We start from the raw sequence: 11,542 nt of genomic DNA on the forward strand, positions 1-11,542 counted from the left end.
CGGACTGTTAATCCGCAGGTCCCCCGTTCGAGTCGGGGAGGGGGAGCCAATTCTCTGTATTACAATTTATCACCAATATTAGACTTTTCTTAGAATATAACTTACCATTTCATAAGCGATTTTTTGTATTAATGATAGTGCGTTTGTTACACAAAATTGACATCTGTGGAAACAACTAGCTGTCCCCTACTTCATTTAATACGATCTAACAATTTTTACATCGTGAGATAAGAAAAACCATGGCAGGACTGACTCGCTTTATTACGATTCAAGTATTTTTTTGTGTACTGGCAACCGCGTTGACGGGTTATATGCTCAACTCCGCGCTGCAACAATACGCAAACTCGCAACAATTAAAAGCTCAACGTGCAATCGATTTGGAGTTAACTCAGTTAAAGCCAGATGAAGACATTGAAGCGTTTGCTAAAAATATTAAATTACAATACAGCCTTGATAAACTGGTTATTAAGGACAAAGAAAACGAAACTATTTTTAGCAATCAAGGTAATCAAGGTAATCAAGATTACTTGCCAGTATTAGTAAAAAAATTACAAGAATATCAGCCTTTTATTCGATCTCAACATGGTGCTGGCAGTGATTTAGGGTTAAAAATTGAGTTTACTCTTCGCCTAGAACAGGCTGCAGAAATTGTGCAAAACGCATTTTTGATTTTATTCTTGGTGATTTTAGTTTTAACTCTAGTGCCTTTTATTACGTTAAAGCTCACCCTACTCCAGGCCTCTAATAAGGTGGGCGATGCCATTTCAAATATGGTTGATAAATACATCGAAAGTGATAATAAAGATGGAAAGTTAGATTCATCTATTGCAGATGGCACAATCAGTAATATTTTTCCGAGCATAGTGCGTTTAAATACGTTTTTAAAGCGCAAGCAAAAAGACATAGAATCGTCAGCGCTTGATATTAAACGTGAAGCCTACAAAGATACTGTTACAGGTCTTGGTAATCGCAACTTATTTATTGAACATTATGAGCATCAGGTAGAAAATGCTGAAAAGCCATGTTTTGGTACGCTTGCAGTTGTGCGTTGTACTGAGCTGAGCTTAATTAACCAAACCCGAGGTTATCAGCAAGGTGATGAGTATATCAAAGATGTATCTGAATTAATTACACAAGCGATTGGCACATATTCAGGCAGTAGCAGCTATCGCCTAAATAGTTCGGACTTTGCTATTTTATTAATGAATGTGCCAATTAAAGAAGCTGAAAAACTCGGAGATGTATTACAAAGTAAATTTACTGAGTTCCAGCAACATGTCGAGCTTACTAGCGTTGCCAATACTGGTATTGTGTCATTCGAAACAGGCAAACCGCTAAGCCCATTACTTGCACAAGTAGATACTGCGCTTAGCATGGCACAAAGTAAAACAACCAATGGCTACCATATTCAAAAAGAAAGCGACATTCTTGATAACGTATCTGCGAGCTTTGGTAACCAAAACTGGCGTCAAGTAATTGATGATGTGCTTAATAACAGCCGTATTCAGTTGATGATACAAACAATTATGCCAACAAGTCGTAGCGCAAAGGCCTACTCGGAAATTTTCGCACGCTTTAAAACATCCGAAGATCACATTCTACCAACCTCATCTTTCCTTGCGATGAGTGAAAAGCTAAATCAACATGCCCATGTTGATAGACTAGTAATTGAAGAAGCGATTAATGCAATTAAAACGCGTAACCTCAACGATCAGTTTTTTGGCCTAAATGTGTCGGCTAAAAGTGCGCATGATGAGCAGTTTTCAATTTGGCTAGAACGTCGTTTATTAAAAGATAATGCGATTGCTGCAAAATTAATTTTCGAAGTAAGTGAATTTGGCTTACAGCAAAATGTAAAAGCATCAAAACGCTTTATTGATATGATCCACCGTGTTGGTGCGCGTATTACAGTGGAACGATTTGGTGTTGGTTTAACTTCATTTAAATTCTTCCGCGACCTTAAGCCTGATTTTATTAAAATGGATGCTACCTACACTCGCGGTTTAGAAGAAGATAAAAACAACCAATACTTTATGCGATTAATGGTCGATTTGGCTCACCGCATCGGAGTAACAGTACTTGCCGAAGGTGTTGAAAGCCAAGAAGAAAAGCACATTATTGAACAATTGTGTTTAGATGGCGCACAAGGGTATTACATCGAAAAGCCAAAAGAGATTTAATCTCACGCAAATTTTAGTTAAATAAGGGACAAAATGTCCCTTATTTTTTTGCGTAAATTAAACTTTCTATATTGAATGCGCATTGTTTCGCAGAATAAGTTGAGCTTTAATCCGAAAATTCGGATAATAAACGCCAAATCTAGCGCGTAAAATATATCAATGACCGAATATCTACTGTTACTTGTTGCAACTGTATTAGTAAACAACTTTGTACTAGTTCAATTTTTATCTACTGTTACTTGTTGCAACTGTATTAGTAAACAACTTTGTACTAGTTCAATTTTTAGGCTTATGCCCTTTTATGGGTGTTTCTGGCAAACTTGATACTGCAATAGGCATGTCTCTTGCCACAACGTTTGTTCTTACCCTAGCCTCGGTCACCAGTTACCTTGTAAATCAATATATTTTGGTGCCTTTAGAGCTGACCTTTTTACGCACTATGAGCTTTATTTTAGTAATTGCTGTGGTAGTACAATTTACTGAAATGGTAGTAAGAAAAACCAGTCCGACGCTTTATCGCTTACTTGGGATTTTCTTACCTTTAATAACCACAAACTGTGCCGTACTTGGCGTTGCGCTTCTTAACACACGTGAACAACATTCTTTTTTACAATCCGCAATCTATGGTTTTGGTGCCGCGGTTGGCTTTTCATTGGTTTTAATTTTATTTGCAGCAATGCGCGAGCGTTTGGCTGCTGCAGATGTACCAACACCATTTAAAGGTGCATCCATTGCAATGATCACTGCGGGCTTAATGTCGCTTGCGTTTCTTGGCTTTACCGGATTGGTTAAACTGTAAATGACTTTATTCTACGCCCTACTTGCTCTTGGCGGCTTGGCACTGTTATTTGGTGCTGTGCTTGGCTTTGCGGCTATTCGATACAAAATTGAAGGTAACCCAATCGTTGATCAAATCGACGAAATTCTTCCACAAACTCAATGCGGCCAATGTGGTTACCCTGGTTGTCGCCCTTATGCTGAAGCTATTGCTAATGGTGATGATGTAAACAAATGCCCGCCGGGCGGTGAAACTACAGTACAAAAGCTTGCTGATTTAATGGGAGTTGAAGCCAAACCACTAGCAGGCGGTGAAGAAAAAGAGCCCATTAAAACAGTTGCATATATTCGTGAAGATGAATGTATTGGTTGTACCAAATGTATTCAGGCTTGCCCTGTTGATGCCATTGTTGGTGCAACTCGCCAAATGCACACGGTATTAATAGATGAATGTACAGGTTGCGATCTGTGTGTTGAGCCCTGCCCAGTTGATTGCATAGACATGGTGCCAGTAAAAACTACAAGTAAAAACTGGAAATGGGACCTAGAAACCATTCCTGTTACAAATATCGAATAGAGGTTGTTGGTGGAATCTATTTTAGAACAAATTGAACGCGGTAAGCTTTGGAATATTCCTGGGGGAGTTCACCCTGCGAGTAATAAAGCAAGTTCAACACAACACCCGATTAAGCGATTACCGCTACCTGAGAGCTTAACCATTCCGATTAAGCAGCATATTGGGGATAACGGCAAATTACTTGTAAACGTTGGTGACTATGTACTTAAAGGTCAGCCGTTGACAGAAGCTGCTGGCCACTGGAGTGTGCCAGTTCACGCGCCAACATCAGGTACCATCAGCGAAATCGCAATGAAACCCTCAACTCACCCAAGTGCACTACCTGAACCAAGTGTAGTGTTAACACCTGATGGTGAAGATACTTGGTGTGAGCTTGCCCCTTGGCCTGATTTCTACGCTAAATCTAACCAAGAAATCGTTGACCGCATCCAAAATGCCGGGATCAGTGGTATGGGTGGCGCAGGCTTTCCAGCCTACATAAAGGCACAACCAAAAAACGAAATTGAGTTTTTAATTATTAATGGCGTTGAATGTGAACCTTACATAAGTGCAGATGACATGCTGATGCGTGAACATGCCAATGAGTTGATTAAAGGCATCGAGGTACTTCGTAAGCTTTACCAGCCAACAAAAATCTTAATTGGCATTGAAGACGATAAACCTGAAGCGATTGAAGCACTCACTAAAGCATGTGAAAACGATCACTATACGCAAGTGTGCGCAGTACCAACTAAGTACCCATCCGGTGGCGAAAAGCAGCTTATCCAAATATTAACTTCAAAACATGTTCCTCAAGGCGGCATTCCATCTGATATTGGCATGGTGGTGCATAATGTTGGAACCATATACGCTATATACCAAGCTATTTACCATGGTAAGCCATTAATTGAACGTGTCGTAACAGTCACCGGTGACACCATTGCAAGCCCTTGTAATGTTTGGAGTTTACTTGGCACGCCAATTAAATTTTTACTAGAACAAACTGGTTTTCAGCCCCAGCAGTGGCAACGTGTGATTATGGGCGGCCCAATGATGGGCTTTACCTTACCAAGTGTGCGCTTGCCTATCATTAAAACCAGTAACTGTGTACTGGCGCCAAGTTCGCAAGAAATGCCGATGCCTGGTGAGGAAAAAGCCTGCATCCGCTGTAGCGCGTGTGCCGATGCCTGCCCTGCCAGTTTATTACCGCAACAATTACAATGGTTTGCAAAAAGTAAAGAATACAACAAATTAGAAGAACATAACTTATTCGATTGTATTGAATGTGGTGCATGTGCCTATGTCTGCCCAAGCGAAATTCCGCTAGTGCAATATTACCGTGTAGCTAAAGCAGAAATCCGCCAAGAGCGCGAAGACAAAGTCAAAGCAGAACGTGCCAAAGAGCGATTTGAAGCCCGTAACGAACGTTTAAAACGAGAGCAAGAAGAACGTCAAAATCGTCACAAACGTGCCGCTAAACGCACCACTGACGAAGCTAAATCGAAAGTTGCAGAAGCCTCTAAACGTGTTGCATCAAATGATAAAAGTGCAGCGGTTGCCGCAGCGCTTGCCCGCGCTAAAGCCAAACGTACCGAAAATGGTGAGCCTGACAACTCCGAAATGGCAAAACTGCGTGCAGAACGTAAAGCCCAAGCTCGTGCCTATAAAGAAGAAAAACCAGCATCTGTCACTACTGACAATAAAAAGGATGCTGTTGCAGCTGCAATAGCGCGTGCTAAAGCGAAAAAAGCTGAGCAAGCTGAAGCGTCAAATGTAAGTGATACTGCAAGTGACCCTCGTAAAGCAGCTGTCGCCGCAGCCATAGCTCGCGCTAAAGCTAAAAAAGCATCTAGTGACCTTGATTCAACAACCGTGAGTTCTGAAGCTGCTGTATCTGAACCAGCAAGCACAGAGGATCCGCGCAAAGCCGCCGTCGCCGCAGCCATTGCGCGTGCTAAAGCAAAAAAGGCAGCCAAAAAAGCTGACTCACAAAACGCTGACACGCAAGCAGCCGAGTCAGAAACACCAAGTGAAGATGATCCGCGTAAAGCCGCTGTTGCCGCAGCCATTGTGCGTGCTAAAGCAAAAAAGGCAGCTAAAGAGGCTGAATCACAAAATGATGGCACGCTAGCCGCCGAACCAACAGCACAAAGTGAAGACGATCCGCGTAAAGCCGCGGTTGCCGCAGCTATTGCGCGTGCTAAAGCAAAAAAGGCAGCAAAAGAGGCTGACTCACAAAACGCTGACACGCAAGCAGCTGAGTCAGAAACGCCAAGTGAAGAAGATCCGCGTAAAGCCGCCGTTGCCGCAGCCATTGCTCGCGCTAAAGCGAAAAAAGCAGCAAAAGAAGCTGAGTCACAATCAGCAGCTGATGTTCAGCACAATGAACAAAACAACAGCCAAATCGAAGATCATGCTTTACCTAAAGATAATATTAGCCAAGAACAAGCTGTGCCTCTTGATGCTGAAGCGCGAAAAAAAGCCGCGATTGCAGCTGCTATAGCCAAGGCAAAAGCAAAAAAAGCCAAACAAGATAAAGGATCTGAATAACGTGCAATTATCCTTAACCAGTTCACCGCATAATCACAGTCATAAATCGCTTAGTACGATTATGCTTAAGGTGTGTCTTGCCGCCAGTTTAGGCATTGTTTGCCAAGCCTATTTTTTTGGCTTTGGTGTTCTTATTCAACTCCTTCTTGCCATCACAACGGCTGTTGTGGCTGAAGCATTGGTACTTAAGCTAAGAAAACGTGATATCAAAACCGCATTATCTGACTACAGCGCAGTATTAACCGCCCTTTTACTCGCAATTAGTATTCCACCGTTAGCACCTTGGTGGGTAATTGTTATCGGCACAGCATTTGCGATTATTTTTGTAAAACAGCTGTATGGCGGACTTGGTTTTAACTTATTCAACCCAGCTATGGCGGGTTATGTACTGTTGCTTATCTCTTTTCCAGTACAAATGACAACTTGGTCACCACCAATGGAACTTGCATTTAATCAGCATTCACTACTGGACGAAATTAGTGTTATTTTTACAGGCATAACGCAAAGTGGCTTCACGACAGAACAACTAAGACTTGGTGTAGATGGTGTATCAATGGCAACGCCTCTCGACAGTCTTAAAACGGGTTTAAGTAAAGGTTTAACCACTTCCGAAAGCCTGCAAAATCCAATTTTTGGCGAGTTTGCCGGTATTGGCTGGCAGTGGGTCAATGTTGCTTACTTACTTGGCGGTATTTACTTACTTAAGTCGCGTATTATTAATTGGCATATTCCCGTTGGTTTTTTAGCGAGCTTGGCCATTTGTGCAAGTATTGGCGTCGTTTTTCACCCAGGTGTCAGCACAGGTCCCATTCTGCATTTATTTAGCGGCGCAACCATGTTAGCGGCGTTTTTCGTGTCAGCACAGGTCCCATTCTGCATTTATTTAGCGGCGCAACCATGTTAGCGGCGTTTTTTATCGCCACTGATCCTGTGTCTGCATCTACCACCAATCGAGGGCGTTTAATTTATGGCGCTGCAATTGGTTTACTTGTGTACATTATTCGTACTTACGGTGGTTACCCTGATGCTGTGGCTTTCTCTGTGCTGTTACTCAATATGGCTGTGCCATTAATTGATTATTATACCCAGCCAAAAGTGTATGGGGCGAGGGAGCAATAATGTTAACTAAATCAATCTCAAAGAACTCCCTTATTTTAGGGGCATTTGCAATCGCCAGTACTGCTTTGGTTACGCTCACCTACATTTTAACCAAACCGGCAATTGAACAAAACAAACAGCAAAAATTGATGACCACATTAAGTCAGGTGATTGATGGCAATGAATACACTAATACGCTGTATTTAGACTGTACTGAGATTGCTGAGGATTACTTAAATCATTCAGCACCAACCAAAGTATACCGTGCGAAGAAAGACGGTAAACCAGTTGCTGTCGTATTACAATCAACAGCACCTGATGGCTATAGCGGTAATATTGAAATCTTATCAGCCATCTATATTGATGGCACCATCGCTGGCGTACGCGTTATTGAACATAAAGAAACACCAGGGCTTGGTGACAAGGTAGAAATCCGCCGTTCAGATTGGATCAAAAGTTTTAATGGCAAGCGCCCTACTTCAATTAAAGATACAACTTGGGCTGTTAAAAAAGATGGCGGTGAGTTTGATGCATTTACTGGTGCCACAATTACCCCAAGAGCGGTAATAAGTGCTGTAAAACGTGCAAGCCTTTACACACAAAATCAACATCAAGACTTATTTAATAGTGCTAATATATGCGGAGTAAACAATGACTGAACAACTGCGCGATATTATTAATCAAGGCCTTTGGAAGAATAACCCTGCGCTGGTGCAACTGCTCGGTTTATGTCCGTTACTTGCTGTTTCTGCAACCATTACCAACGCACTTGGCCTTGGCCTTGCTACTCTTTTTGTATTGCTTGGCTCAAATGTTACGGTCGCAATCGTGCGCGAATGGGTACCGAAAGAAATTCGTATTCCTGTGTTTGTGATGATCATCGCCGCATTTGTGACGATGATAGAATTATTAATGAATGCGTTTAGTCACGAGCTTTACTTATCACTGGGTATTTTTATCCCTCTTATCGTTACTAATTGCGCTATTATTGGCCGTGCTGAAGCATTTGCCTCTAAAAATTCTGTGCCACTTGCCGCCTTTGATGGCTTGATGATGGGGCTAGGTTTTTTAATTGTGCTTGTAATGTTAGGTGCAATGCGAGAATTACTCGGCCAAGGCACCTTATTTGACGGTGCACATTTGTTATTAGGTGATTGGGCAAAAGTGTTGCGCATTGAAGTAATGAAAACAGATACGCAATTTTTACTCGCGATTTTATCACCTGGCGCTTTTTTAGGTATGGGTTTATTAATCGCACTTAAAAACACTATCGATGCCAAACAACAAGCAAAACAATTAGAACCCATTGTTGAAAAGGCACCACGCGCGCGCGTAACAAGTTTGGATTAATCATATGAACAAAGCAAAACGCCTTGAAATCTTAGAGCGTTTACGCGCCGACAACCCCGAACCAAAATCAGAGTTAGAATATTCAAATCCTTTTGAATTATTGGTTGCGGTTACCTTATCAGCGCAAGCAACTGATGTTGGCGTAAATAAAGCCACCCGTAAGCTTTTCCCTGTAGCAAACACACCTGAAGCGATTGTAGCTTTAGGCGTTGAAGGCTTAAAAGAATATATAAAAACCATAGGCCTATATAACTCAAAAGCTAACAACGTTTATAAATTAAGCCAAATCTTAATTGAAAAACATAACAGTCAAGTTCCTGAAAGCTTAGAAGCTTTAGTTGCCCTACCCGGAGTTGGCCGTAAAACCGCGAATGTTGTTTTAAACTGCGCCTTTGGCTGGCCTACAATTGCAGTCGACACCCATATTTTCCGCGTATCAAACCGTACTAAATTCGCCATGGGTAAAGACGTTGATGCGGTTGAAGCAAAACTTGAAAAAGTAGTACCTGCCGAATTTAAAGTTGATGTTCACCACTGGCTTATTTTACACGGCCGTTATGTCTGTGTTGCTCGCAAACCTAAATGCGGCAGCTGTTTAATTGAAGACTTATGTGAATTTAAAGATAAGGTTGATTTATAATTCACAGGTATTTAATAAAGTAAAAAGGGCATTTTAAATGCCCTTTTTTGCGAATATTTTACTTAAATAAAGTAATTAAGCACTTACAACTAGATTAGTGCTTTCAACTTCATTTAATACTACAGTAGCTGCGCGCTTAAAGAAGTTAAAATCTGTTGCCGTACATGAGGTATATGCACCCATCATGGTCGAGATGATAAGGTCGCCATTTTCCAGTTTAGGTAACATAATTTCTTCACGGATCACATCAATGCTGTCGCATGTTGGACCTGCAAGTACCGACATAAAACGCTCTCCAGTTGTTTGAGCTGAATCTATCTGATATTTAGCTTCATCGAACATTAACCCGCTAAACGAACCGTATAAGCCGTCATCCAAGTAATACCATGTTTTACCGCCGCGCACTGCTTGGCCCATCACTGATGCAATATTAGTTACTGCCGTTGCCACAATAAAACGCCCTGGTTCAGCAATCACGCGTACTGTTTCAGGTAACTTCGCTAATGCATCACGAATAGGTGCACAAAAATCAGCAATATTTGGCACTTCTGGTGTGTACTTCACTGGGAAACCACCACCAATATCAAGTGTGCTAAGTGCTGGTAAACCTGCATCAATTACCGCCGTCATAATGTGATGGCATTTGCTAATCGCATCTGCGTATTTCACACCGCTTTTGGTTTGTGAGCCAACATGGAACGATAAACCTTTTATGCGAATACCTAACTCAAAAGCATGTTGAATGAGTGTTACAGCATGTTCAGGTAAGCAACCAAATTTCTTCGATAAGTCTGCCAATACCTCAGGATTTGGAAAACTTACGCGTACCAATAACTCAACTTGATCTTTGTACTTAACAAACTTATCAATTTCGTTGATGTTATCTACCACAAACACATTGCAGCCATACGCTAGCGCATGTGAAATATCAATATCACGTTTAATTGGGTGCGTTTGAATTGTACGATCGCTCAGCACTCCTACCGATTGTACAAGATCGACTTCACCGTTTGTTGCTAAATCAAAATACGCGCCTTCAGCAAGTAATGTAGTTACTACCGCTGGATGTGGTAATGGCTTTAACGCATAGTGTAGATCTACATTTGGTAATGCGGCCTTTAAAGCACGATACTGGGTTCGAATAAGATCACAGTCTAACACCATTAATGGTGAACCAAATTGTGCAACTAATTGTTCAGCTTGTGGTTTTTCAATTACTAAACCATGGCAAACATCAAGATTGGTAATAGGCGCAACAGCCGCCATCACAGGTGTTAAAGACATAGCGATTCTCCGAGCAGTGTCAATAAAACTAAACTAATCAAATAAACTCATTTTTGAGTTCGAGCGAGTTAAACATACTTAAATATTCAAGTTCACTCTTGGATAGTTGCTCTATCGCCTTGCTGCAATAAATTGCAATGTACTCGGATTGGCTATCAACAAGAAGCGTGCGAATAATAAATTACTTTTTATAAGATGCAATCTTTTTTTTAATAATTTTCCACCTTAAATTTAATTTTATTTAAAGGCACTCCCCTATCAAAACCTTTAAAAACCACAATTCAAACCCAATAGTTTATTAATACTAAATATCGCATCAGTAGCTAATCACAATAGTTTCAAAATGCGTATTTATCTGATTAAGTAAGAGAATTCTTTATAGGGGCAATTATGCGTTTACTACATACCATGATCCGTGTTGCGGATTTAGAAAAATCAGTTGCGTTTTATACCAAAGTACTAGGTATGAAAGAGCTAAGACGTTCAGAAAATACCGAATACCGTTATACGTTGGCGTTTGTAGGTTATGGGAACGAAAAAGAAAACACAGCGATTGAGCTTACCTATAACTGGGATACTGACAGCTATGATCACGGCAATGCTTTTGGCCACTTAGCCATTGAATATGATGATATTTACGCTGCGTGCGAAGAAATCAAAGCTCTAGGTGGTGTTGTATCGCGTGAACCTGGCCCAGTAAAGGGCGGTACAACAGAAATTGCTTTTGTTAAAGATCCTGATGGCTATGCCATAGAGCTTATTCAAAAGAAAGTTCAATAGTTATAGCAAACCGCATAGATAATTGGTCATTCAGCGAGAATTAGAAGTATTTCAGGTAATGCATTGACTGCAGAGAATGGCGACTCACTTGTTAAAGTCAATAACGCAGTATGAAGTGCTTTAAAACTCGCCTTTTAGATGCTAATTCTTTATCAAGATTGGCATTATTATGGGTTTGTGTTTTGTCTTACGCCCTTTATAGCAAGTGAATATTGCGAATCATATACTTAAAGTTATAGGCGATCTAAATTTTGATATTTTAATGTAAATATTAAGAGAGAATTCTAAAAAAGAAATTTGATGATATCACCATGAAAATAGTGGCGT

General features: G+C 40.9%; 9 protein-coding genes and 1 pseudogene. 9 read left to right on the forward strand and 1 reads right to left on the reverse strand.

Annotation, left to right across the window (positions count from 1 at the left end):
* The first annotated feature begins 239 nt into the window (after positions 1 to 239).
* The 8 genes and pseudogenes from ON073_RS18915 to nth all read left to right on the forward strand — a co-directional run bounded on the left by ON073_RS18915 (position 240) and on the right by nth (position 9,151).
* Positions 240 to 2,180 carry an EAL domain-containing protein gene (locus tag ON073_RS18915; RefSeq protein WP_274763441.1) on the forward strand — a complete coding sequence of 647 codons (1,941 nt, stop codon included), beginning with the start codon at positions 240 to 242 and terminating at the stop codon, positions 2,178 to 2,180.
* A gap of 232 nt (positions 2,181 to 2,412) precedes the next feature.
* The gene (rsxA, locus tag ON073_RS18920; protein WP_274763449.1) at positions 2,413 to 2,979 is read left to right on the forward strand and encodes an electron transport complex subunit RsxA; all 567 of its coding nucleotides are present in this window, start codon (positions 2,413 to 2,415) and stop codon (positions 2,977 to 2,979) included.
* Positions 2,980 to 3,534: an electron transport complex subunit RsxB gene (gene rsxB, locus ON073_RS18925; protein WP_274763442.1), complete on the forward strand. Its 555-nt coding sequence runs from the start codon at positions 2,980 to 2,982 to the stop codon at positions 3,532 to 3,534.
* Positions 3,535 to 3,543: 9 nt separating this feature from the next.
* Complete coding sequence (gene rsxC / locus ON073_RS18930; protein WP_274763443.1) at positions 3,544 to 6,063, forward strand: electron transport complex subunit RsxC; 2,520 nt, start codon at positions 3,544 to 3,546, stop codon at positions 6,061 to 6,063.
* Position 6,064: 1 nt separating this feature from the next.
* Positions 6,065 to 7,182, forward strand: a pseudogene (locus tag ON073_RS18935) (electron transport complex subunit D).
* Positions 7,182 to 7,820 (forward strand): electron transport complex subunit RsxG, encoded by a 639-nt coding sequence (rsxG, locus tag ON073_RS18940; RefSeq protein ID WP_274763444.1) that lies wholly within the window; start codon positions 7,182 to 7,184, stop codon positions 7,818 to 7,820. Before ON073_RS18935 ends, rsxG begins: the two are co-directional and overlap by 1 nt.
* The gene (locus ON073_RS18945) at positions 7,813 to 8,511 is read left to right on the forward strand and encodes an electron transport complex subunit E (protein WP_274763445.1); all 699 of its coding nucleotides are present in this window, start codon (positions 7,813 to 7,815) and stop codon (positions 8,509 to 8,511) included. The genes rsxG and ON073_RS18945 overlap by 8 nt, the downstream gene beginning before the upstream one ends.
* Before the next feature lie 4 nt (positions 8,512 to 8,515).
* Positions 8,516 to 9,151, forward strand: coding sequence for an endonuclease III (nth, locus tag ON073_RS18950; RefSeq protein ID WP_274763446.1), 636 nt, complete (start codon positions 8,516 to 8,518; stop codon positions 9,149 to 9,151).
* A gap of 75 nt (positions 9,152 to 9,226) precedes the next feature.
* Here nth and ON073_RS18955 read toward each other — a convergent pair whose 3' ends face one another.
* The gene (locus ON073_RS18955; protein WP_274763447.1) at positions 9,227 to 10,435 is read right to left on the reverse strand and encodes a type III PLP-dependent enzyme; all 1,209 of its coding nucleotides are present in this window, start codon (positions 10,433 to 10,435) and stop codon (positions 9,227 to 9,229) included.
* A 390-nt stretch (positions 10,436 to 10,825) separates the two neighbouring features.
* Between ON073_RS18955 and gloA the strand changes: the two genes are divergently transcribed.
* Positions 10,826 to 11,215 carry a lactoylglutathione lyase gene (gene gloA, locus ON073_RS18960; RefSeq protein ID WP_274763448.1) on the forward strand — a complete coding sequence of 130 codons (390 nt, stop codon included), beginning with the start codon at positions 10,826 to 10,828 and terminating at the stop codon, positions 11,213 to 11,215.
* The last annotated feature ends 327 nt before the right edge of the window (positions 11,216 to 11,542 follow it).

Source organism: Pseudoalteromonas sp. G4 (assembly GCF_028875915.1).
In the GTDB taxonomy this organism is placed as follows: Bacteria; Pseudomonadota; Gammaproteobacteria; order Enterobacterales; family Alteromonadaceae; genus Pseudoalteromonas.